Source organism: Vibrio gallicus (genome assembly GCF_024346875.1).
Lineage (GTDB): Bacteria > Pseudomonadota > Gammaproteobacteria > Enterobacterales > Vibrionaceae > Vibrio > Vibrio gallicus.
In genome coordinates this window covers 1,740,529-1,764,529 of the sequence record NZ_AP024871.1, presented here as the reverse complement: position 1 = coordinate 1,764,529, position 24,001 = coordinate 1,740,529, and the positions used below count along the sequence as shown (strand labels likewise).

The 24,001-nt window shown below is 43.0% G+C and carries 23 protein-coding genes; 9 read left to right on the top strand and 14 right to left on the bottom strand.

The window, feature by feature from the left end:
* Positions 1 to 36: 36 nt before the first annotated feature.
* Together OCU28_RS08150 and OCU28_RS08145 are read right to left on the bottom strand one after the other, a co-directional pair.
* The gene (locus OCU28_RS08150; RefSeq protein ID WP_261815713.1) at positions 37 to 891 is read right to left on the bottom strand and encodes a co-chaperone YbbN; all 855 of its coding nucleotides are present in this window, start codon (positions 889 to 891) and stop codon (positions 37 to 39) included.
* Between the two features lie 330 nt (positions 892 to 1,221).
* Positions 1,222 to 2,133, bottom strand: a complete 912-nt coding sequence (locus tag OCU28_RS08145; protein WP_261815712.1) for a TIGR01777 family oxidoreductase — start codon at positions 2,131 to 2,133, stop codon at positions 1,222 to 1,224.
* 174 nt (positions 2,134 to 2,307) lie between these two features.
* On the opposite strand from OCU28_RS08145, the gene yfcE reads away from it, so the two are divergent.
* Positions 2,308 to 2,853 (top strand): phosphodiesterase, encoded by a 546-nt coding sequence (gene yfcE, locus OCU28_RS08140; protein ID WP_261815711.1) that lies wholly within the window; start codon positions 2,308 to 2,310, stop codon positions 2,851 to 2,853.
* Between the two features lie 50 nt (positions 2,854 to 2,903).
* Here the strand turns inward: yfcE and OCU28_RS08135 are convergent, their stop codons facing one another.
* On the bottom strand, positions 2,904 to 3,425 hold the full coding sequence (locus tag OCU28_RS08135; RefSeq protein ID WP_261815710.1) for a regulatory protein ToxS: 522 nt from the start codon (positions 3,423 to 3,425) through the stop codon (positions 2,904 to 2,906).
* A complete protein-coding gene (locus OCU28_RS08130; protein ID WP_261815709.1) occupies positions 3,422 to 4,282 on the bottom strand; it encodes a winged helix-turn-helix domain-containing protein in 861 nt (286 codons plus the stop codon). Before OCU28_RS08130 ends, OCU28_RS08135 begins: the two co-directional genes overlap by 4 nt.
* 380 nt (positions 4,283 to 4,662) lie before the next feature.
* Here OCU28_RS08130 and htpG point away from each other — a divergent pair, with 380 nt between their 5' ends.
* From htpG to rfaH, 4 genes are all read left to right on the top strand, one after another.
* On the top strand, positions 4,663 to 6,564 hold the full coding sequence (gene htpG / locus OCU28_RS08125; protein WP_261815708.1) for a molecular chaperone HtpG: 1,902 nt from the start codon (positions 4,663 to 4,665) through the stop codon (positions 6,562 to 6,564).
* Between the two features lie 159 nt (positions 6,565 to 6,723).
* Complete coding sequence (adk, locus tag OCU28_RS08120) at positions 6,724 to 7,368, top strand: adenylate kinase (protein WP_261815707.1); 645 nt, start codon at positions 6,724 to 6,726, stop codon at positions 7,366 to 7,368.
* A gap of 80 nt (positions 7,369 to 7,448) precedes the next feature.
* The gene (hemH, locus tag OCU28_RS08115; protein ID WP_261815706.1) at positions 7,449 to 8,405 is read left to right on the top strand and encodes a ferrochelatase; all 957 of its coding nucleotides are present in this window, start codon (positions 7,449 to 7,451) and stop codon (positions 8,403 to 8,405) included.
* 111 nt (positions 8,406 to 8,516) lie between these two features.
* Entirely contained in the window at positions 8,517 to 9,017 is a 501-nt protein-coding gene (gene rfaH / locus OCU28_RS08110; RefSeq protein WP_261815705.1) for a transcription/translation regulatory transformer protein RfaH, read from the top strand.
* Between the two features lie 63 nt (positions 9,018 to 9,080).
* Here rfaH and asnB read toward each other — a convergent pair whose 3' ends face one another.
* The 5 genes from asnB to nagA all read right to left on the bottom strand — a co-directional run bounded on the left by asnB (position 9,081) and on the right by nagA (position 16,182).
* Entirely contained in the window at positions 9,081 to 10,745 is a 1,665-nt protein-coding gene (gene asnB, locus OCU28_RS08105; RefSeq protein ID WP_261815704.1) for an asparagine synthase B, read from the bottom strand.
* 168 nt (positions 10,746 to 10,913) lie between these two features.
* Positions 10,914 to 12,050 carry a GGDEF domain-containing protein gene (locus OCU28_RS08100; protein ID WP_261815703.1) on the bottom strand — a complete coding sequence of 379 codons (1,137 nt, stop codon included), beginning with the start codon at positions 12,048 to 12,050 and terminating at the stop codon, positions 10,914 to 10,916.
* Between the two features lie 113 nt (positions 12,051 to 12,163).
* Complete coding sequence (locus tag OCU28_RS08095; RefSeq protein ID WP_261815702.1) at positions 12,164 to 13,756, bottom strand: cation:proton antiporter family protein; 1,593 nt, start codon at positions 13,754 to 13,756, stop codon at positions 12,164 to 12,166.
* Between the two features lie 66 nt (positions 13,757 to 13,822).
* Complete coding sequence (gene nagC / locus OCU28_RS08090) at positions 13,823 to 15,043, bottom strand: DNA-binding transcriptional regulator NagC (RefSeq protein ID WP_261815701.1); 1,221 nt, start codon at positions 15,041 to 15,043, stop codon at positions 13,823 to 13,825.
* A gap of 8 nt (positions 15,044 to 15,051) precedes the next feature.
* Positions 15,052 to 16,182, bottom strand: coding sequence for an N-acetylglucosamine-6-phosphate deacetylase (gene nagA, locus OCU28_RS08085; protein WP_261815700.1), 1,131 nt, complete (start codon positions 16,180 to 16,182; stop codon positions 15,052 to 15,054).
* Positions 16,183 to 16,577: 395 nt separating this feature from the next.
* Between nagA and nagE the strand changes: the two genes are divergently transcribed.
* Positions 16,578 to 18,065, top strand: coding sequence for an N-acetylglucosamine-specific PTS transporter subunit IIBC (gene nagE, locus OCU28_RS08080; RefSeq protein WP_261815699.1), 1,488 nt, complete (start codon positions 16,578 to 16,580; stop codon positions 18,063 to 18,065).
* 150 nt (positions 18,066 to 18,215) lie between these two features.
* Positions 18,216 to 19,877, top strand: a complete 1,662-nt coding sequence (gene glnS / locus OCU28_RS08075) for a glutamine--tRNA ligase (RefSeq protein WP_261815698.1) — start codon at positions 18,216 to 18,218, stop codon at positions 19,875 to 19,877.
* A 54-nt stretch (positions 19,878 to 19,931) separates the two neighbouring features.
* On the opposite strand, the gene OCU28_RS16135 is transcribed toward glnS, so the two are convergent.
* Together OCU28_RS16135 and fur are read right to left on the bottom strand one after the other, a co-directional pair.
* On the bottom strand, positions 19,932 to 20,519 hold the full coding sequence (locus OCU28_RS16135; RefSeq protein ID WP_315972396.1) for a type II secretion system protein: 588 nt from the start codon (positions 20,517 to 20,519) through the stop codon (positions 19,932 to 19,934).
* 13 nt (positions 20,520 to 20,532) lie between these two features.
* Positions 20,533 to 20,976, bottom strand: a complete 444-nt coding sequence (fur, locus tag OCU28_RS08065; protein ID WP_261815697.1) for a ferric iron uptake transcriptional regulator — start codon at positions 20,974 to 20,976, stop codon at positions 20,533 to 20,535.
* A 156-nt stretch (positions 20,977 to 21,132) separates the two neighbouring features.
* Between fur and OCU28_RS08060 the strand changes: the two genes are divergently transcribed.
* Positions 21,133 to 21,636, top strand: a complete 504-nt coding sequence (locus tag OCU28_RS08060; protein WP_261815696.1) for a DUF4442 domain-containing protein — start codon at positions 21,133 to 21,135, stop codon at positions 21,634 to 21,636.
* A gap of 38 nt (positions 21,637 to 21,674) precedes the next feature.
* Here OCU28_RS08060 and fldA read toward each other — a convergent pair whose 3' ends face one another.
* From fldA to OCU28_RS08045, 3 genes are all read right to left on the bottom strand, one after another.
* Positions 21,675 to 22,202 (bottom strand): flavodoxin FldA, encoded by a 528-nt coding sequence (fldA, locus tag OCU28_RS08055; RefSeq protein ID WP_261815695.1) that lies wholly within the window; start codon positions 22,200 to 22,202, stop codon positions 21,675 to 21,677.
* A 46-nt stretch (positions 22,203 to 22,248) separates the two neighbouring features.
* The gene (locus OCU28_RS08050) at positions 22,249 to 22,467 is read right to left on the bottom strand and encodes a DUF2788 domain-containing protein (protein ID WP_261815694.1); all 219 of its coding nucleotides are present in this window, start codon (positions 22,465 to 22,467) and stop codon (positions 22,249 to 22,251) included.
* Positions 22,468 to 22,534: 67 nt separating this feature from the next.
* Positions 22,535 to 23,311 (bottom strand): alpha/beta fold hydrolase, encoded by a 777-nt coding sequence (locus OCU28_RS08045; RefSeq protein WP_261815693.1) that lies wholly within the window; start codon positions 23,309 to 23,311, stop codon positions 22,535 to 22,537.
* 92 nt (positions 23,312 to 23,403) lie between these two features.
* Here OCU28_RS08045 and seqA point away from each other — a divergent pair, with 92 nt between their 5' ends.
* The gene (gene seqA, locus OCU28_RS08040; protein ID WP_261815692.1) at positions 23,404 to 23,958 is read left to right on the top strand and encodes a replication initiation negative regulator SeqA; all 555 of its coding nucleotides are present in this window, start codon (positions 23,404 to 23,406) and stop codon (positions 23,956 to 23,958) included.
* Positions 23,959 to 24,001: the final 43 nt, after the last annotated feature.

Below are 24,001 nucleotides of genomic sequence, written 5' to 3'. Positions count from 1 at the left end.
ATAAAGGGGCAATATATGCCCCTTTATTTGAAATGCTTAGTAAAGAATCGAGTAGAGTTGGCGTCGATACTGCTTGGCCGCGCTGTTGTCTTGACCAAGTGCCGATAGAAGATCCATAAAGGTCTTACGCATCTCACCATCAAGGCTAGCTAAGTCTTTGCTAATAAACGACCACAGTAATGCCAGTGCATCTTCACTGCGGTTAACCTGTTGATACTGCAGAGCTAGGTCATGTGCTATTTGAGCATCTTGCGGTGTCTGTGCTAATTGCTGTTCAAGGGCTTGGATCTCAGGGCTATTGGCAGCTTGCGCATGCAGTTCGAGTTTAGCGACTAACCCTTTATAGTAATTGTCTTGGTACTGAAGTGGGATGTGTTGCAGCACCGTTTCTGCTTGCTCATATTGCTGCGTTTCAAGTAGACAATCTGCGATTGCCAATTTCACCTCACCCTGTGCTTTTAGTTCTTCAGCTAGGCCATTTAAAAGGGCAAGCGCTTGAGCATGCTGAGACTCAGAGATCAAGGTCAGAGCTTGCTTGAGATTCAGCTCATCTTGGCTTGGCAGGTGTTTGTCGAGCATATCTTGGATAGCTTGGATCGGCTGCGGTCCTCCAAGTCCATCCACCGCCTGACCTTGATTAAATAGAGCGATAGTTGGTAAGGCTTGAACACCGAATTGGGCGGCAATATTTTGTTCAGCTTCACAGTTTAATGTCGCGAGAGTGAAGGCACCCGCATATTGTTGGGTGAGTTGCTGTAACTGAGGGATGAGAGCTGCGCTCTCTTGACTCATTGGAGCCCAAAAGTAGGTCAGTACTGGAGTTTCCATTGAACCTTGAAGGATCTGTTGAAAGTTCTCTTGGTTCATTTCGACGATAAGTTGTGCCTGCATTATGAGTCTCTTGGTGATTGTTTAGGTACAGTTTATGTTATTGGGTTGTTCTGAGAAAATTCAAGTCTTTGTTAGCTAAACAAAGCGCGCAGTTCAAGAGATTAATAAACAAAAAAGCCAGTACATTTATTAAAAAATGATACTGGCCTTTTCAGGGATTGAGTTGGGGATCACAGCAAAATGATCACAAGTAGCACTACCCCCACACTCAACCAATTGAATTGATTAAATGACATATTGTTCTCGACACCGTAATTACACATTAGTGTGAATACGATCATTATGCATTTGGTTTGTTACAATTTTATGGCGTCGAGTAATAAACTGTATTTATGAGCGACTAAATATTTGTCTTAGTGCAGGCTGCAGGCGTGAATAGGTAAACTGATAGCCTAACTCAGTGAGTTTTACTGGCTTGGCGTTGACGCTATCGAGTAATAAACAGCTCGACTCTCCCATAAGAAGTTTCATAATCAACTTGGGTGTAAATAGAAAATGAGGGCGTTTTAGCGTTTTTGCTAGCTGCTGGCTAAATTCAGAATTGGTGACCGGATGAGGGGCAACGAGGTTAAAAGCCCCATACGCTCTGGCGTCTTCCAATACAAACTGGATGCCACACACCATATCTTGGAGGTGTATCCAAGGCATATATTGTTGGCCGTTTCCGATAGGCCCGCCAAGTCCCATTTTATATGGAAGCTGCATTTTTTTTAGGGCGCCGCCATCTAGTCCTAATACGACGCCAGTTCGAAGTAGACAAACGCGAGTCTGTTCACTTTGCGCTTTTAGGGCAATGGCTTCCCACTGTGAGCATACGTGGAATGGAAAGTTGGAAGTCGGGCATTCGGTTTGTTCGTTGACCACAGTATTGCCTTGGTCGCCGTAAATCCCAACCGCGGAACCACTAATAAAAACCGCGGGTGGCGTATCACTGCAACAGATAAGTTCGACTAGCTTTTCAGTTACCTGCCAGCGACTGCTGCAGATGCGTTGCTTTTGAGTCGCGCTCCAACGTCGCTCAACAATGGGCTCACCAGCTAGGTTTATAACCGCATCAAATTTGTCTAGGTTATCCAGTTCATCTAACGAATCGATCAACTCAAAATAGTTGCTATTGAAGTGGTGGAGTTGTTTTTTTGCAAGCTCAATGTCTCGAGTTAATATCGTAATGCGGCTAGGCAGAAGCTGCTTAATTAGAGCTTTCCCAACAAAGCCTGTGCCTCCAGTCATGAGTATCTGCATTTCACCCTCATTGATAGTTTTAGGTATGAAGTAAGGTTTTATAGAGTATAGATTGAAACAATGGTGATAGGTTTGCAACTCGGATAACGTTCGACAAATCACGCGTTAGCACTGGTCTCATATTATGTGACTTGGTAAACTTTGAGTCATTCCAAATTACTCAAAATGTTGTTTATGAAGTTATTTTTCGCCTCAGATTTACATGGTTGCCTCGTTTCAACCAAAAAAGCATTACAAGCCTTCCATGAAAGTGAAGCCCAGCACCTGATTATTCTAGGGGATGTGCTTAACCATGGGCCAAGGAACGCGGTTCCCGCAGGTTATGCCCCGGCAGAGGTTGCCGAATTACTCAATCAATATAAGCAACAGATCATTGCAGTACGTGGTAACTGCGACAGCGAAGTTGATCAGATGCTACTTGAGTTCCCAGTATTGAGTGATTTTGCACAAATCTTACTTGAGGATGGAAAGCGTTTATTCCTAACCCATGGCCATCTGTATAACCAAGATAGATTACCGCCGTTAAACAGTGGGGACGTGCTGGCGCATGGACATACACATTTGCCGGTTGCTCAGTGTATGGGGGATTACATCTTGTTTAACCCAGGCTCAGTAACCTTACCTAAAGGTGGAAATGTTGCCAGTTACGGGATTTTGGATGGACGTGAATTAAAGGTATTGAGTTTTGACGGAGAAGTGTTAGCTGATACCTATATTTAACGATAAAAAAAGGAGGCTTAGCCTCCTTTTTGTTGAGTTGATACTAACTTTTATGGTGTCGAGACCAGTACTCGAGAACCGTGTCCTAGGCTTGTCAGTAGGATAGAGTTATCGTTGATAATATCCATTCTACGGCTTTGTTGAGCATCGGTAATAAATACTTGCTTAATCATTCTCAATTGCGCATCAGTAAAATCTTGAGATTCACCAGTGGTGGATGAATCTTTAAATTCTTTGGGGTCAATAAGCAGATAGTTATCGCTTAACTCCCAACGTCCAGACTCAGCAATATTCATAGTTAGAGAGATCTCTTCATCATCATTGAATATCTGCATTCGAGAAGAGCGAATATAATCACCATTGGGTAAATATTTCACATTGGATGTTACGTGAACCTTACTTACCGGACCAATCGCTTTATCTGCTTCATCTGAGTAGACCAATGTGTTCATATTGGTTTGCCATTCACGCGATGTGAGAACTTGCTCAACCTTCACATCACTGCCCCAAAAAATCCAGCTACTTACTAGGGTAGATATGATCAGAATTATCGCTGCTATTCGTTTATTCATTTATTGTTCTCCTTTTTTGGAGAGCAGATGTGTCTAAGGTCACTTTGGTCTGCAATGAGACGAACAGTACTGTTCTTGTCGGTAAATTCTGGAGCATGGATATAGTTTAGATAGAGTTGGTTATCCTGACTTGCTGTCGCAATTACCTCAACCGGATCTGAATCATCTGGGTAGGCATTAATATAGCTCTCAACACACATTTTAATGCTTGGTAGCCACTGCTCTAGAGTAGGATGCCCTTCAATTGTCTTCACCTGAATGTCGGCGACGCTTGTAACATCTCTAAATGCTGACGGAGCAGAATTAGGGATAAATATAGCGATAATGGGTAAAGCTAATGCAAACGCTAACATTACACGTGTTTGAATGTCTAAACGCGCCCATAAAGATGATTTCTTTGATTCTGGCTTAGGTTTAGATTCTTTTAGATTAGCTTGAGCACCATTGGCTATTTGCGACAATGGAGACTCTAAAACTATATCTTTAGGCTGTTCTTCTACAACCGCACTTGGCGTAGTGCGCTCAACTGAACAAATGAGTTGATATCCACGTTTAGGTACGGTTTTTACAAATTGAGGCGATTTCGTAGAATCTTTTAACATTCTTCTTAAGGTCGAAATCGCTTGTGTAAGGCTAGAGTCATCGACTTGAAAGCCTTGATCTCGCCATACAAATTCATGCAGTTGATCACGAGTTATCACTTCGTTTGGCTTGTCACAAAGTAAGGTTAAAATACGACTCTCGTTACTACCTAAACGTGTGATCGTATCTTCCGCGTGTTGTTCAACCAGCGAGTTATTGTTTGGATCAAAAATATACTTCTGGGCCAGTATGTATTTTATACCGATATTACTCATTTAGTTCTTCTTTGATTTTCAACTTTAAAACATCCTTAAGCATTGCACTTGCTGTCCATTCGCAATGTGCTTTCAATTCATTTTTAGAATGAATTGTTAGTAGCATAATAAATTTTTATTTAAAAAACATTTTTTTTGTCACCTTTGACCTTGATTTTGCATCTTAAAGCCTTATTTCTTGTGTTATATAGCTTTTATAGTCCCCTGAATGGCGGCAAAGCTTGTTGGTTTTATGTTTTGAGGTGACTTGTATTCATCAAGGTGTGAATAGTGAGTCATGCACCTCCAGCAAGTGAATGTTTAAATTCGAATAAAACTTAGCTATGAACTAATTACCAGGCCAAATGGCCGCTAATAATATTGATTACAATGGAGTTAATATGAGCGAGACAATCTCTGCGAACAAAGAAACTCGTGGTTTCCAATCTGAAGTAAAACAACTGCTTCACCTGATGATCCATTCTCTCTATTCGAATAAAGAGATCTTCTTGCGTGAGCTTATCTCAAATGCGTCAGATGCATCGGACAAACTTCGCTTTCAAGCACTGTCAAATACAGATTTATATCAAGGTGATGCAGACTTAGGGGTTAAGCTGTCATTCAATGAAAAAACCAATACCCTGACTGTTTCTGATAACGGTATCGGCATGAGCCGTGAGGATGTTATCGAACATCTTGGAACAATCGCAAAATCGGGCACGGCTGATTTCTTCTCAAAACTGTCTGAAGATCAATCTAAAGACTCACAACTTATCGGTCAATTTGGGGTTGGATTTTATTCAGCATTTATCGTTGCCGATGCAGTAACGGTACGTACTCGCGCTGCAGGACTAAATGCCGACCAAGCAGTGCAATGGCACTCTGCTGGTGAAGGTGACTACACCATCGAAGATATTGTAAAAGAGCAGCGCGGTACAGAGATCACCTTGCATATGCGTGAGGAAGGTAAAGAGTTTTTATCTGAGTGGCGCCTGCGTGATGTAATTGGTAAGTATTCTGATCATATCGGTATCCCTGTTTCTATCTTAACTAAGGTTACTGATGAAGAAGGCAAGGAAACGGGGGATAGCAAGTGGGAGCAGATCAATAAAGCTCAAGCACTATGGACTCGCTCTAAGTCTGAGATCAAAGAGGAAGAGTACCAAGAGTTCTATAAACATGTATCTAACGACTTTGCTGATCCTCTACTTTGGAGCCACAACAAAGTAGAAGGTAAAAACGATTACACTAGCCTTCTTTATATTCCATCGAAAGCCCCTTGGGATATGATGAACCGTGACCATAAGAGTGGTCTTAAGTTATACGTACAGCGTGTCTTCATTATGGATGATGCGGCGCAGTTTATGCCTTCTTACCTACGTTTTGTAAAAGGCTTGATTGATTCAAACGATCTACCGCTCAATGTTTCTCGTGAAATCTTACAAGACAACAAGGTAACTCAGTCTTTGCGTAATGCATGCACTAAGCGTGTACTAACTATGCTTGAACGCCTTGCAAATAAAGATGATCAAAAATACCTTACGTTCTGGAAAGAGTTCGGTTTAGTACTTAAAGAAGGCCCGGCGGAAGATATGGCGAATAAAGAGAAGATCGCTAATCTTCTTCGCTTTGCTTCAACCCATACCGATAGTGCGGAACAATCCGTTGGCCTTGCGGGCTATGTCGAGCGCATGAAAGAGGGACAAGATAAGATTTATTATCTAACTGCGGATAGCTATGCAGCGGCGAAAAACAGCCCTCACCTAGAGCAATTTGCGGCTAAAGGTATTGAGGTCGTGCTGATGTACGATCGCATCGACGAATGGCTGATGAACTACTTAAATGAGTTTGATGGCAAATCGTTCCAATCTATTACCAAAGCGGGTCTCGATCTAAGTCAATTTGAAGACGATGCCGAAAAAGAGAAGCAGAAAGAAGCCGAAGAAGAGTTTAAGTCGGTGGTTGAGCGCACTAAAGATTACCTAGGTGATCGTGTTAAAGAGGTTCGCACTACCTTTAAGCTTGCCACTACCCCTGCCGTTGTTGTAACCGATGACTTCGAAATGGGTACTCAAATGGCTAAGCTGCTTGAAGCTGCAGGTCAAGAAGCACCAGAGGTTAAGTACATCTTAGAGATTAACCCTGAGCATGAACTTGTGAAACAAATGGCCGATACAGCAGATGAAATCGCGTTTGGTCGCTGGGTAGAGATGCTATTAGGGCAGGCAATGTTGGCTGAACGTGGTTCACTACAAGACCCAAGTCAGTTCTTAAGTGCTGTAAATCAATTGTTGGCAAAATAAGTCAAATTAGCAAAATTAAACACCGAGCCCCGATTTGTGATAACATTCGGGGCTCAATTTGTAAGCATTCTAACTTTATACCGAAATCCACTGCATAATCAGCAGTTTAGCTAGATATTGTGGCATTCGTTATACGGTCAATTTCAAAGAGGATAAACAATGCGCATCATTCTTTTAGGTGCTCCTGGCGCTGGTAAAGGCACTCAAGCTCAGTTCATCATGGAAAAATATGGTATTCCACAAATTTCTACCGGTGACATGCTGCGTGCAGCAATCAAAGCGGGTACTGAACTTGGCAAAAAGGCAAAAGAAGTCATTGATGCAGGTCAGCTGGTTTCTGATGATATCATCCTTGGTTTGATCAAAGAGCGTATCGCACAACCAGATTGTGCAAAGGGCTTCCTACTTGATGGCTTCCCTCGTACTATTCCTCAGGCTGATGGCTTGAAAGAAATGGGTATCGATGTCGACTACGTGATTGAGTTTGATGTAGCTGATAGCGTGATTGTTGAGCGTATGGCTGGCCGTCGTGCTCACCTAGCATCAGGTCGTACTTACCACCTTGTATACAACCCACCTAAGGTTGAAGGTAAAGATGACGTAACTGGCGAAGACCTTGTTATCCGTGAAGATGACAAAGAAGAAACCGTACGTGCACGTCTAGGTGTTTACCATGAGCAGACTGCACCACTTATCGAGTACTACGGTAAAGAAGCAGCGGCGGGTAACACTCAGTACCTAAAATTTGATGGTACTAAGCAAGTTGCAGAAGTGAGTGCTGACATAGAAAAAGCACTGGCTTAAGTATTGCGACATACTGCTTAAGCAGAGATACTATTAGGCGACGTAATGTCGCCTTTTTATTGCTTATAATTTAGGATGTTATGCAAAACAAACCCAAGACCGGTGTGTTATTAGTAAACCTTGGCACTCCAGATCAACCGACATCGCATGCGGTTAAAAAATTCCTTTCTCAGTTTCTACATGACCAACGCGTTGTGGATATGAGCCGATGGCTATGGTGCCCCTTGTTGCACGGTATTATCTTACCGGTTCGAGCGCCAAAAGTAGCTAAGCTCTATCAACAGGTATGGATGGAGCAAGGCTCTCCGCTTTTGGTTTATTCTAAGCGCCAAGCAGATGCTCTAGCCAAGGTGCTAGACTGTCCCGTTGAATTAGGTATGACCTATGGCAATCCCAGTTTATTAAGTGGTATTGAGCGCTTAATACAGGCCGGCGTGGATGAAGTGGTGATATTACCTTTATATCCACAGTACTCTGCAACAACGACCGCAGCTGCTGTTGATGGAATAGGTAAAGCACTTGGCTGCCTTACTTTGGTTCCGGCACTGCGCACAATTGATGCTTACTATCAGCATCCGCTTTACATTAAAGCCTTAGCCGAGTCTGTACGCAGTAGCTGGGATAAGCATGGTCAATCTGATTATTTGCTGTGTTCCTATCATGGGATCCCAAAGCGTTATGCTGACAACGGTGATGTCTATCCGCAGCATTGCGTGGCAACGACCGAGCTACTAGCTCAAGAGCTAGGCTTAGATGAGTCTCAGATTGGAATGTCATACCAATCTCGGTTTGGACGAGAAGAGTGGCTGCAACCTTATACAGATAAAACCCTGCACCAATTAGCCAAAGATGGGGTAACAAGCCTAGATATCATAACCCCTGCTTTTGCTGTTGATTGCCTTGAAACCTTGGAAGAAATATCTGAAGAGTGCCGTGAGGAGTTTTTGCACGCTGGTGGACACTCATTTAACTATATTCCTTGTTTGAATGACGATGAGCTGCATATTGAGATGATGGCAGCCCTTGTTCAAAGGTAGAGGCTATAAGCGCGGCGAGTTAGCCATTTAAGCGCTTTTGACTGCCTGCCGTTAGGTGCAATCGTTAAAGACGTGATAAGCTGTAATTAGTGAAAGGCTAAGGGCAATAATATGAAACGTTGGTATTTACTGTATTGCAAACGAGGTGAGCAGCAAAGAGCAAAAATGCATTTGGAGAATCAGGGGGTTGAGGTCTATTACCCACAAGTTTCTATAGAAAAATGCATACGCGGCAATGTGAAGATTACACACGAACCATTATTTCCTGGCTATATGTTTGTCCGTTTTGACTATGAGATTGGCCCGAGTTTTACCACGGTGCGTTCAACCCGAGGTGTTGCCGACTTTGTTCGTGGCGGAGTGTATCCTAAGGAGCTGCAAGGGGATCTTGTTTATACCCTTAAACAGTTAGAGCCAACGCAAACTGTACCCCTTCCCGAAGCTGAAGTTATAGATAAGGGTACTAAGGTAACCATTACATCCGGTCAATTTGCTGGTGTAGATGCCATCTATCATGAGCCAGATGGAGAAAAGCGTTCAATATTATTGGTAACCTTAATCAGCAAGCAAGTTGAGGTTCATATCGATAATCAGGATATTGAAAAGAAGTAAAAAAGGGATGCTATCAGCATCCCTTTTTGTTAATCAACTTACGCGATTTAAGCTTGAGCGAGCTTAGTATGAGTCGTTATGTACCGCTTTTACGGCGCGACCTGATGGGTCTGCATTGTTTTTAAATGACTCATCCCATTCTATCGCTTTTGCTGAAGAGCAGGCTACAGATGGACCACCAGGTACACACTCTGCTGCTGAAGGCAGTGGGAAAAGCTCTTCAAAAATCTCACGGTACGCATAACCTTCTTTGGTCGTTGGCGTGTTGTATGGGAAGCGGAATTGTGCAGTTTCCATCTGCTTATCCGTAACCTTCTCCTCTGCCACTTCACGTAGAGTATCAATCCAGTTATAGCCTACACCGTCCGAGAACTGTTCCTTTTGGCGCCATGCAATAGATTCAGGTAGATAGTGCTCAAAACATTCGCGTAGGATATGTTTCTCCATCTTACCGTTGCCACACATTTTATCTTGTGGGTTAAGGCGCATTGCTACATCAATAAATTCTTTGTCTAGGAAAGGTACACGCCCCTCTACACCCCAAGCGGCTAATGATTTGTTAGCGCGAGCGCAATCAAACATGTTTAGGGCTAATAGTTTACGTACTGTTTCTTCATGGAACTCTTGTGCGTTAGGCGCTTTATGGAAATATAGATAGCCGCCAAAGATCTCATCAGCACCTTCTCCAGAAAGTACCATCTTGATACCCATAGCTTTAATTTTACGTCCCATAAGGAACATAGGAGTCGAAGCACGAATAGTGGTTACATCGTAGGTTTCAATGTGATAGATAACATCACGTATAGCATCTAGACCTTCTTGTATGGTGTAGGTCATCTCGTGGTGAACCGTGCCAATTTGGTCAGCTACTTCACGAGCGGCTTTTAGATCAGGGGCACCCTCAAGGCCAACGGCAAATGAGTGAAGTTGTGGCCACCACGCTTCTGACTTCTCATCATCTTCAACGCGCATCGCTGCAAAGCGTTTTGCTACCGCAGAAGTAATCGATGAATCAAGTCCACCTGACAATAGTACACCGTATGGTACGTCGGTCATTAGCTGACGTTTTACGGCTGCTTCAAGGGCTTCAGTAAGGTCTTTTTTACTGGTGCTGTTTCCTTGAACCGCAGCATATTCGTTCCAGTCACGAACATAGTAACGGGTTGGCTGGGTATCCGTTGATTTTAAGTATGCGCCGGGAGGGAATTCACTTACGGTTTTACAAACCGGCACTAATGCTTTCATCTCTGAGGCAACATATAGGTTACCGTGCTCATCTAGACCCTGATAAAGTGGGATGATACCAATGTGGTCACGACCAATTAGGTAGCTGTCTTTCTCTTCATCATAAAGCACAAAAGCAAAGATACCGTTAAGCTCTTCGAGAAGGTCTTCACCCATATCTTGATAGAGAGCTAAAATAACCTCACAATCGGAGTCAGTTTGAAACTCGTATTTATCTTCATATCGAGCACGTAGCTCTTTATGGTTGTATATTTCACCATTTACGGCAAGGATCAGCTTTTTGTCTGGGCTATAAAGGGGTTGAGCACCACTATTTAGACCAACGATAGCAAGACGCTCATGTGCAAGTATGGCTTTCTCTGAAGAGTAGATACCTGACCAATCTGGGCCACGGTGGCGCAGTTTCTTCGACATTTCTAGAGCTATTGGGCGCAAACTTGCCGCATCACTCTTAATGTCTAGAATTCCAAAAATCGAGCACATAATATTTCCTTTGAAACAGTTAAATCGTATAAAACCAATTTGCCATCCCAGTCAGAAAAAGCAAGCCATTATATGTAATTAATTATCTTCCAAGCCTTATGGTTAGATAATTTACATTAAAAGCGTGCTTTTAGTGAATGTAGTTTAATGACTGGTTGTTTTATATACTCAGGATGAAATTTTAAATCCATTGCGACCGCTTTCTTTTACTTGGTATAAGGCTGCATCGGCTAAAGCGATCAAATGTTGAGTATCGCGTACTGGGCTGTTGGTTAAAGCTATGCCTATGCTCACCGTTAATGGATTGCCGTTTGGGTGTGGGAGATTGATATCAATAAGACTTTGCGTTAATCGCTTCGCTTGTATGGTGAGTTCTTGAGCGGAGGTGTCCGGTACTATGATGGCAAACTCTTCGCCACCATAGCGGCAAACGATATCTGTAGCGCGTAGGAAGGTCTGTTTTAGCTGGATAGCCACTTGCTTTAAGAAAGCATCACCAGCTTGATGGCCTAAGGTATCGTTCACTTGTTTAAAGTGGTCTATATCGATAATCAATATCCCTAGGGTTGCGCCATTGCGAAGGGTTCGTTTGTATTCTTGCTCTAATGAGTTATCAAAATATCCACGGTTAAATGTACCAGTTAGTGCATCTTGGGTAGCTAATGATAGTAACATTTGCTTTTGCGATTTGAGTTCTAGAAGTTGCAGGGTTATTTTTTGCCGTGCTCGCCACTGCTGCTGCTGATGAGTAAAAGCCTTTTTTCTCATCATGTAATGGTCGTTTCCTAAATAAATCAGCCAAATGAACACCAGTAAAATCGACAACAGTAGATGATTATTTAACACCCTGTTGCCTTCAAATATCATGATAGCGGCAATGCCTGATAGCACGCTGGTGCTGTAGATTACGCAGATAGCCGCAGTCTTTAGAATCATAACTTTGACAATAATACTGAGTAATACAATAGAAATAGGGGCAAAAGTATGTGACTGGTTCAACATGACTGCATGTAGGCCGGCCACCAAAACTGCAATGCACAGGATTAAAATCAGGTTTGAATGATTAGTTTGATGGCTATTCTTGGCCACATACCACAGCGCAAGGCATAGGATTGGCGCTATGATTATCAAGAATAACTGGAAGTAACGGACATCGTTTACGGAGTTCAGTAAAAAGGTGGTCGATTGTATATGGGGTATAGAAAGCCCAAACAATAAAAAGATACCACACAGTATCGGCAGCCACTGGATAAGCTTACTTCGATTCTCATTTACTACAAATTGAAGGAAGGTATTGGTTGTCATGTACTTTTCATATTATTGATTTATAAGTAAGTTTAGCCTATCCATCAAACTTGGCATGGAAATACAGTCAATCGTAGAAAAGAAAAGCAGCCTAATTAAAGGCCGCTGGTTATCTAGCTATTTCTGTGTGTGAACTCTGGTTTTAGGGTATCACAGACATGTGTTGCAAAGCCGCTGCCAGCCTCGCGATAGATGTTGAACGCGGCATCGGCGCCCAAATCTAAAAACTCTTCAACTTGGTCAGAGTATTCAGCAATAGCTGCAATCTTACCTTGATAGCCCCTTTGCTTTAACTGCTGAAAAGCATAGTGGTTTCCCTTGTTGTTTGGGATGGCCAGCAGCACCAGTTCGATCTGTTGCAGGTCTTGAATGCGTTCCCAAAAATCAGAATCGGTTACATCGCCAGATATAATATTGCGATGTTGATGCTGATGGTGAGACGCCGTATCATCGCGGATCTCGACGCCGATACATATCGGGCCGTGGCGCCGTACTAATTCGTCATAGGCGCCGGTGCCGATACGCCCCATACCTAAGATCATAACCTGAGCATCTTCTATCGGGATGAATTGATCTCGAATATTGATCTTGGTATCGCTGTTTTCTCGCAGCCACTGGGCACTGCGTCGATATATCTGATTGCTAAAGCGGTTAATAGGGGCTGCAATGACAAAAGAGATGGATACGGCCAGAGCGATCGAAACCATGATGTCACTTGATATCCACCCTTCTTTGTATGCAAGTCCACCCACAATGAGCCCAAATTCACTGTAGTTAAATAGTGTCAGAGAGGTGAGTAGTGAGGTGCGGTTGCGAAACTTAAAGCGGTCAAGAATAAAATAGTAGAACACCGCTTTAACTGGGAGTAATAGTATAAATACTACAGCCATGATTAGGCCACTGATGGTGGGCTGATCTGATAAGCCTATATTTAGGAAAAAGCAGACTAACAGCAGCTCTTTCATATTAAATAGTGACTTAGAAAGCTCTGAAGCCTTGGCGTGTCCAGCGAGTAACATACCCATTACCAGAGCACCAAGGTCAGCTTTCACTCCAACCAACTCAAAAAGCCCAGCCCCAACTACTAGAGCAAAGAAGATGCCGCCGAGTACTAAAAGTTCACCATGCCCTAGCTTATTAAGTAGCTTATAAAAAAGAGGTCTGACAAAGGGGAGGGCAAATAAGAAAATGGCATACCACTGCGGTATCTTTCCGGTAGAGGCGGTTAAAAACAACACTGCAAAGATATCTTGCATAACCAAAATACCTATCGCTAGCGTGCCATAAACTGAGTTCATCTCGCCATTGTCTTGCAAGGCTTTAATGGCAAATACAGTACTAGAGAAAGAGAGAGCAAAGCCCAAAATCATAAGTTGGCTGACACCCATGCCAGCGAATGCGCTAACGCCTATGACTTTAAGAGCGAGCAGAGAAAGAGTAAAAAAAGCGGTTGATGCAAGGTTGTGGATGGTCGCGCCAGCCCAAATCTCTTTGGATAGGAGGACTTTGATATCAAGCTTGAGTCCAATAGTGAACAATAATAAGGTCACCCCTATATCGGCCATGCTCGCTATGGCTTGATTGCTCTCGACCCCCATTGCGTGAAGGCCAAAGCCCGCAAGAAGAAAGCCGACCAAAGGCGGCAGATTACATCGCTGCGCGGCAAAACCGGCGATAAATGCCACGCATATTAGAACTATATCCATATTACCCTGTTAACAATTACTCAAACAGGGCACATTCAATCACAAATAGCACATAGATTGTAATCGTTATTGATTCGAATCCATCAATTTCTGTAACAATATACCATTTAACATGGCACGCTTCACAATTGCGAAGGCGCCCATCGTCGGTTGATGCTCAAGAGAAGAGGCAACAATCGATAAACCTTTATTAAACGCAGTTAAGGATTGGCTAGATACGTTTCTTTCGATGGCAGGAAATAAGATCTCGTGTGCCTTGGTAATATGCCCCGCAATTACTATTTTATCGGGATTAAACAGATTAATAACAATAGCGATAGCTTTACCTAGTTGATTACCAACTCGCACGATGCTTTGAGTTGCAAGTGCATCACCAGATAATGCGTGATTGCATATGGTGTCTATATTGATGTGAGACTCTTCAGCCAAGGTTGAATTATAGCCTTGAGCCAGGCGCTCTTTTACACCCTTAATAATTGCAGGGTTAGAGGCGATGGTTTCAAGGCAACCAAAATTGCCACATTGACATTGCTCACCCAAAGGGTCTACCTGAATATGGCCGATTTCGCCCACATTCTGGTTACTGCCTAAGAACACTCGACCACCGGCAATAATGCCAGAACCTGCTCCGCGGTGGACACTAACCAATACCGAATCATTACAGTCTTGGGTTTGCCCAAAGTAGTGTTCGGCTAATGCCATAGCTCGAATGTCATTACCAACGAAACACTCAACGCCAAACTCTTTTATCATCAACTGTGCCAGAGGCAGGTGGTCGATTTTAGTGTTAGGCATATAGTCGACTTCACCTTTCTCAGGGTTAACTAACCCAGGCAGGATTACGCCAATAGCAATTAGGTTTTGCACCTGATCTAGGGTGCTAGCTTTAAATAGGTTTATCTTGTCGTACAGCAACCCAACCAGTTCGGTTTGATTACTGTACGAAATAGAGGATTCATCCTGTGCCAATATTTGACCACTAAGGTCGTGCAGTGACAATTGGATGTAATCTCGCCCAATCCGAACTGCAATAGTTTGGAATTGGGAAACTTGGGTCTTTAATGATATTGCGCGGCGTCCACCCGTTGAGGCTTGCTGTGCAACCTCTTGGATAAAGCCAAATTCTAGTAACTGACGAGTTATCTTCGTGACACTTGCAGGCGCCAAGTGACTCAGTTCTGCAATTTGAATCCGAGAAATAGGGCCTTGTTGGTCAATGAGTCGATAAACAGCAGCACCGTTTAGCTGTTTGACCAAGTCTACGTTACCAATTTGCTCGCCAGTCATAGCTATCCTTATTGAATTTCGCCGTTCACGACGGTTTTTAACATGTTGAACTTACTATCAAAAATAGCAAGGTTGGCAATCATACCTGATTTTATGCGTCCTAGCTTATTTTCTATTCCAATCGCTTTAGCTGGATATAAAGTTGCCATACGCAGGGTTTCATCCAAAGGAAGGCCGACATATTTAACGCAGTTTTCTACAGCTTCTATCATAGTTAATGCTGAACCACCAAGAGTGCCATTGGCATCAACGCATTTACCGTCTTTATAATAGACTGTTTTTCCTACAAAATTAAACTCTGTCATTGATGCGCCTGCTGGAGCGGTGGCATCAGTAACTAGAACCAGTTTGTCGCCTTTTACGTGCTTCGCAATACGAACGTTTGCATAATCTACATGATGTCCGTCCACAATAATGCCAGCGTATACCTCGGGTGTGTCATAGATTGCGCCCACGACCCCAGGCTCACGAACGGTATTAGGTGTCATCGCGTTAAATAGATGAGTTGCGAAGGTAATGCCGTTGGCAAAGCCTTCACGTGCCTCTTTATAGGTCGCTGCTGTATGACCAATCGAAACCACTATGCCTGCATTGCTCAGTTTTTGGATATGCGCTGGGTTATTTTGCTCTGGAGCTAAAGTAACCTTTGCTACGGCGTCTGCGTTCTGGCAGATAAAATCAATCATATCATCGTCGGATTGGCGAATGTAAGACTCGGTATGAATGCCTTTACGTGCAAGGTTTAGATAAGGACCTTCTAGGTGCAGACCAAGAGAGTGGTTAGGGTAGCGTGCACAATAATCGCGTTGGGCTGTAATTGCTGCTTTCATATCATCATCCGATGAGGTGATAAGTGTTGGCAGGTAGCTAGTACAACCAGACTTTAGGTTGGCAAGGTGCATGGTGTGTAGTGTGTCGGCATTAATGTGGTCGTTGAACATAACGCCCCCACAACCATTTAGCTGCACATCGATAAAGCCAGGTGATACGTTGGCACCATTAAGGTCGATAGTATCAATTGAAGGTGCAAGCTCGTGTTGAGGGCATACCTGAACAATTTGATCACCATCAATGACAATAGCGTGTTGATATAAAGTATCACTGCCAGTAAAAAGGACGCAATTGGTTAACGCATACATAATGTATAGCTCCTGATGAAAGTAAATAGCCCGCGATAGCCGACTACAAAATCTGTTGTTGTAAGGGTAAAGTGCCCGCCATATAAGGCTTCATGCACCTTTAATCTAAGGTAATTAACCTTTGTTAACCGCAGTATACTCAAAAACTAAGTTAATTTTAAGTGTGAAATAAGTTTTATGATCATGCTAACAAAAATCAGTTGTTGAAATTATATACCATGACCCACGTCACGTTTCTTGGGGTTTTAATTTGCGACGCAAATTTATGTGCTTATGATGGAAATAACTAAATTGGAGAGTAAAAAAAAGTTTTCATCTGCTTCTCTACATAGTAAAAAGTGTAGCGACGCTAGATTACGGCTGAATTAATATAATTTCCTGGGAGGGAGACTAACGTGAATGTTCTCGGATATTTTCAAAAAATAGGTAAGGCGCTAATGGTTCCAGTAGCAACTTTGCCTGCTGCTGCGATCCTAATGGGGATCGGATACTGGATTGACCCAACCGGTTGGGGGGCAGATAACGTTTTAGCTGCATTCCTGATTAAATCTGGTGGTGCAATCATTGATAATATGGCTTTGCTATTTGCGATTGGTGTCGCGTTTGGTTTAAGTAAAGATAAAAACGGTTCAGCGGCACTAGCTGGCTTTGTATGTTACATGGTACTGACAACACTGCTTTCGCCTGCGTCAGTTGCTCAAATGCTACACGTAGACCAAGCTCCTGCAGCATTCAACAAGATTGGTAACCAGTTTGTTGGTATTGTAGTAGGTATCGTATCTGCGGAAATCTATAACAAATTCCACACTGTAGAACTGCCTAAAGCTCTTGCATTCTTCAGTGGTAAACGCCTAGTTCCTATTCTGACTTCAATTGCAGGTATGGTATTAGCTGCGGTATTCCTATTTATCTGGCCGCCGATTTTTGATGGTTTGAATAGCTTTGGTATCCAACTTCAACAAATGGGCGCTGTTGGTGCTGGTCTATTCGGTTTCTTTAACCGTCTATTCTTAACCGTTGGTCTTCACCACGCATTGTACCCAGTATTTTGGTTTGACGTTGTTGGTATTAACGATATCCCTAACTTCCTTGGTGGCGCAAAATCTATCGCTGAAGGTACTGGTATCCCAGGTGTGACTGGTATGTACCAAGCGGGCTTCTTCCCGATTATGATGTTTGGTCTACCTGGTGCAGCACTTGCTATGTACCATACTGCGAAGCCAGAAAACAAAGCGAAAGTAGCATCTATTATGCTAGCAGCTGGTATGGCATCGTTCTTCACTGGTATCACAGAACCACTTGAATTCAGCTTCATGTTCCTAGCTCCACCACTATACTTGCTACACGCAGTATTGACGGGTATCTCGTTGTACGTCGCGGCAACAATGCAGTGGATGGCTGGTTTCGGCTTCTCGGCAGGTCTGGTTGACTTCGTGTTATCAAGCCAAAACCCACTAGCTGTAAATTGGTACATGCTAATTGTACAAGGTCTAGTATTCTTCGCGATTTACTACACAGTGTTCCGTACCGTTATTGTTAAGTTCGGCCTAAAAACTCCAGGTCGTGAAGATGACGAAGATGGCGTTAGCACCTCTAAGGTTTCTGAGAACTCAGCTGAACTTGCTAAGCAATATCTAAAAGCACTAGGTGGTCATAGCAACCTTACTACTATCGATGCTTGTATCACTCGCTTACGTCTAACTCTGAAAGATCCAAGTGTGATTAATGAGAGGCAACTGAAGAATATGGGTGCGATGGGCGTAGTTAAGCTTGGCTCAAATAACGTTCAAATCATCTTAGGTCCTCTAGCTGAAATCATTGCAGGGGAGATGAAAAATATCCCTGAAGATACTGACTTAACAGCAGTTGAGCTTCCTTCTTAGTCGATTTAGTTAAAGTATTGTGTAAATGCCTCCCTTGGGAGGCATTTTTTTTATCTTTACGACATTAAACCCTAGATTTAGTTGCGGTTACGAATACAATGTAGGGTCAGAAAAGATTAATTAATTGAACAATACTAATGAGGTGTTTCGATGACTGAAGCCGAGGCTCGTCCATCAAACTTTATCCGTCAAATCATTGATAAAGATCTTGCGGATGGCAAACACAACAGCGTGCATACCCGTTTCCCGCCAGAACCAAATGGCTACCTACACATCGGGCACGCCAAATCCATTTGTCTAAACTTTGGTATTGCTCAAGACTATCAGGGACAGTGTAATCTACGCTTTGATGATACCAACCCTGAGAAAGAAGATATTGAATACGTTGACTCAATTAAGAGTGACGTTCAATGGTTAGGCTTTGAGTGGTCAGGCGATATTCACTACTCATCTAACTATTTTGATCAGCTACACGGTTATGCAATTGAGCTAATCAATAAAGGTCTAGCTTATGTTGAAGAGCTTTCAGCTGAGCAGATCCGTGAATATCGCGGTACCTTGGTTGCCCCTGGTAAAGAGAGCCCATATCGTACGCGCTCGATTGAAGAGAACTTAGCTCTGTTTGAAAAGATGCGAGCTGGTGGCTTTAAAGAGGGCGAGGCGTGTCTGCGTGCGAAGATCGATATGTCTTCTTCGTTCATGGTAATGCGCGATCCCGTTTTATATCGTGTGCGGTTTGCTACCCACCACCAAACTGGTGATAAGTGGTGCATCTATCCGATGTATGACTTTACCCACTGTATTTCGGATGCGTTAGAAGGTATTACTCATTCATTGTGTACCCTTGAATTCCAAGACAACCGTCGTTTATATGATTGGGTGCTAGAGAATATATCGATTGAATGCCAGCCACATCAGTACGAATTTAGCCGCTTGAATCTTGAAAACACAGTGATGTCAAAGCGTAAGCTAAGTCAGCTTGTGACTGAAAACCTAGTGAACGGTTGGGATGACCCGCGTATGCCTACAATCTCAGGCTTGCGTCGTCGTGGGTTTACACCAGCTTCTGTTCGTGAGTTCTGTAAGCGCATCGGTGTGACTAAGCAAGAGAATATGATTGAGTATGGCTCTCTTGAATCTTGTATTCGTGATGACTTAAATGAGAATGCTGCGCGTGCTATGGCGGTACTTGATCCGGTTAAGGTCGTTATTGAAAACTTTGGCGATGAACAAACGCTCGAGGTGGCTAACCATCCGAACAAACCAGAGATGGGCACGCGTCAGGTTCCATTTACCCGTGAATTGTTTATCGAAGCGGATGATTTCCGTGAAGAAGCAAATAAGAAATACAAGCGCTTAGTATTAGGTAAAGAAGTTCGTTTACGTGGTGCCTATGTGATAAAAGCAGAGCGTATTGAAAAAGACGCTGATGGCAAAATTACCACCATCTTCTGTAGCTATGATGACGAAACCCTGGGTAAAAACCCAAGTGATGGCCGTAAGGTTAAGGGTGTTATTCATTGGGTATCTGCAAATAAAGGGATTGCCGCTGAAGTGCGTCTTTACGACCGTCTATTTACAGTAGCCAATCCAGCTGCTGCAGACGACTTTAAGGCATGTATTAACCCTGAGTCATTGACTGTGGTTCAAGGTGTGGTTGAACCAAGCCTAATTGATGCATCAGCCGAGAAAGGGATTCAGTTTGAGCGTACTGGGTATTTTTGCATAGATAGCAAAGATAGCTCACAGCAGAAACTGGTCTTTAACCGTACAGTAGGCCTTCGCGATACTTGGGCAAAGATCAGTAACTGATTGATAGCTTAAGATAAAAAACCGGCCATTGAGCCGGTTTTTTTACATCTATCTTTATGAGTTGGTGATATAGGTGACATCACCTGTTCTAGAGTCGTACCATATAACATGCTTAGCAACCTCAGGGTCAAGGTTGAAGCTATCTTTAGTATAGATGTAATAGCATTTAGATTGAGCGGTAGTAGTACTGCCGTCAGGGAGTGTAATTGAATTGGATTGGCGCCTTGCAAAAAAGTCTACCGTTTCAATATTTGCTTGTTGATGGCTTGCAGTAAGTGAGGTATCGAGTAGGGTCTGAAACAGCTCAGCGCATGCCTTTTGCCCCCTACCTATATTGTAGGGTGCGCTCAGGGCAGCATTTTTGTCGATGCCTATTGGAAAGCCAACATCATTGATATCGAGTTGGCCATCAACATAGCCGGGTAAATTAACTTGAGCTTGATTGGCGCGCCCTTCGATAGCCCACTTATGGTTGGCAAAGCTGACAGCTTGTTGATACTCGCTGGCAACCCCTTTTAGCATTGAACTGCGGGCATCGTGGCTTAAATTTAGAAATCGTGGCGCTGCAATAATCGCTAGGGTTGCTAAGATTACAATCACCACCATCATCTCGATTAAAGTAAATCCTTTTCCTTTAACCATATATCACACCCAGCTAGTTATTGTGCAGGCTCGGGTTGTTCTTGCAGTCGCCTTTGGCACAGCGACCATATAGATAAAGGCTATGATTGGTTAGATTTATATTATATTTCTTCGCAATTTCATGCTGACGTTGCTCAATGACGTCATCGGAGAATTCGATTACCACACCACAGTCAAGGCAAACAAGGTGGTCATGATGCTGTTGAGTGGCGAGCTCAAATACAGATTTTCCGCCTTCAAAATGGTGACGGGTGACTATACCTGCATCATCAAATTGGTTGAGTACGCGATAGACAGTTGCAAGACCGATCTCTTCACCAATGTCGATTAACTTTTTATATAGATCTTCGGCACTAATGTGCTGACAGCCGGGTTGCTGTAAAAGCTCTAAGATCTTCAAGCGAGGCAGTGTGACTTTTAGTCCCGCGTCTTTTAAAGCTTTATTGTTATCTGGCATGTTAGTTCCTAATTTAAGCTCAGCTATACGTCATTATATTGAAACCCTTTATAACATTAAACCATAGCTTTACTAAGGGGATGATTTTTCATTGTATTCTAGTGGCTAATCACGCATATTAATATTTCCATTAACAATAACTTAACAGAATGTGTTATGAAAGCAAGCTGGTACAAATGGATGACGCCTAAATGGGTCAAACGAGTGTTCAATTGTTGGCCCGTTTTTGTTGGCTCAGGAATTCGTATTGAGGAGATTAGCGATGATTTCTGCTATGCACGGGTCGCATTGAAATTTAGCTGGTGGAATAAAAATGCCAATCGTACTCAATATGGGGGGAATATATTCTCCATGACAGATCCCTTATACCCTTTTATGTTGATGGGGGTGTTTGGTCCAGAGTATTTGATTTGGGATAGTAGGGCGAGTATCCACTATATTAAACCCGGTAAAAGTCGCTTAAGCGCTGAGTTTCGCTTGTCTCCTGAAATGCTGGCGCAGATCCGCAATGCTACGGCTAACGGGGATAAGTTCTTTCCTAAATTTATCGTGAATATTAAGGATGAGAAAGGGGATATCGTGGCTAAGATGGAGCGAACCCTGTATATACGTCGGCGCAATAAACAGGTTGTTGATATTTCTGCAAATAAAGCGGCATAAAAAAAGGGACCGAAGTCCCTTTTAAGAATGTTTAGAAATTAGTCTTCTAATTCAGCTAAGCACATCTCGGCGTAGATCTGCTCAACCCAAGTCTTAACTCGTTCATCGGTCAGTTCAGGTTGGCGGTCTTCATCGATGCATAGGCCAACAAAGTTGTCGTCATCGATTTGCGCTTTAGAGGCTTCAAATTCATAGCCTTCAGTAGGCCAGTAACCAACGATAGTACCGCTTTTGGCTTCGATGATATCGCGCACGGTGCCCATCGCATCACAGAAGTACTCGGCATAATCTTCTTGGTCACCACAACCGAAGATAGCAACAAGTTTAGTGCTAAAATCGATGTCTTCGAGTTCAGGGAAAAAGTCATCCCAATCACATTGAGCTTCACCGTAGTACCACGTCGGGATACCTAGTAGCAGCAGGTCAAAGTTATCGATATCTTCCTTACTACTTTTCGCAATATCTTGAACATGAACCAGTTTTTTACCAAGTTGTTTTTGAATCATCTTTGCTACAGCTTCAGTGTTACCAGTGTCGCTGCCGAAGAAGATACCTACGCTTGCCATAGAATGAATACCTTATTGATTGATGAAGATGCACATTGTCTTGAGTTTATAACCCTGAGCCTTCCCAAGAGACCTGAATGATTCCCTTGGCAACAAACCCAGCACAACCTAAGAACAACACTAGCCATACGATTCGACGGCCAAAAGGAGGTACATTACCTTGGTTTAGTACGTCTTTAATTGCCAAACCTATCAAAATAAAGATAGAGGCGAATAATATATCGAGTCCGATAGATTCTATCTGATCGATGTAATCGTAGAGCATGGCATCCCTTTATGCTTGATTAATCGAAGAACTATACCACAGCAATTAAGGCTTGTAATAGACTTTGTTAGTCACTTATTGTGTTCAAAAATTTACGTATAGTACGCAATACCATCGCGGGCTTTTCTGCGTGCAACCAGTGCCCAGTGTTAGCAATAATATGCGCTCTAGCATTTGGAAATTGAGCCAATATTTGGGGTTGATGCTCAGCTTTTATGTAGTCTGAATCAGCTCCTTTTATAAACAAGGCAGGTAGTGGATTAGCAGTGAGGCTTTCCCAGCCAGTAATGTGCTTATATTCAGCTTTAAGAGCTTGATGATTAAAGCGCCAGCCTAGATGCTGACCTTGTTTATAGAGTGACTTACTTAAGAATTGACGAACACCATCTATTTCGATTTTGTTTGCCATTAGCGCGATGGCTTGGGCGCGAGTAGATGGCTGTCCCGTTTCTACCTCTGCAATACCGGCGAATACGTTTGAATGCCGATCCTCTTGATAAGGGACAGGCGCCATATCCATAACGATAAGTTTATGGATAATATCAGGGGCAAGTGTGGAGAGTTTCATCGCCACCTTTCCTCCCATTGAGTGCCCGATTACAGTGGCCGTTTTAATATCGAGATGGTTTAGCAGCTGCAGAACATCCGTTGCTTGCGCTAAATAACTATGATCTTGGCTATGAAATGATTGACCGTGGTTTCTCAGGTCTACGCTAATGACTCTATGATCCTGAATTAGATCTCGAGCTAAAAGCCCTAGATTGTCCAGACTTCCAAACAATCCATGGATTAATATGATTATTTCTCCATCGCCTTGGTCACGATAATGTAATAGGTTCGACATTTTCATCATTTCCCTTTTGCTTTCCGTAGAGAACTCAACAATAACTGGTTATAATCTGCCGCAGTTTAAACTAATAAGATTGTGAAATGCGAATGAAAACCATCGAAGTTGACGACGAATTGTATAGCTTTATTGCGAGCCGTACCCAGCGCATTGGAGAAAGTGCATCCGATATACTACGACGTTTATTGATTGCGGATGGTGAACAATCGCAAGAATCTACTACGCCACAAGTTCAAAGCAATGAACCAACAACAGATAGCGCAACGCCTAATGTTGTGAGCAAAGAAACGTCTAGCATTGATCCTATCAAGCAGATCCGAACTGTTCTAATTTCGGATGAGTTTGCAGCCCTGAATAAGAAGATTGATCGCTTTATGTTTGTGCTGGCATCACTACATAGTATCGACAAAGATGGCTTTGCTGAAGCGACTCAGGTTAAGGGTCGCAAGCGTATTTATTTTGCGGATAACAAAGACGTTTTACTTGCCAGTGGTAAGACAACGAAACCAAGAGCAATTCCTGGGTCACCATTTTGGGTGATTACCAATAATAATACAGAGCGTAAGCGCCAGATGGTTGAGCAGCTAATGGTGAGGATGTCCTTCCCTGTTGAACTCATCGAACGTGTGACTCGTTCAATATAATGGAAAATATGGCCCACTTGAAAGCTTGTTGCTTAGTGGGCTT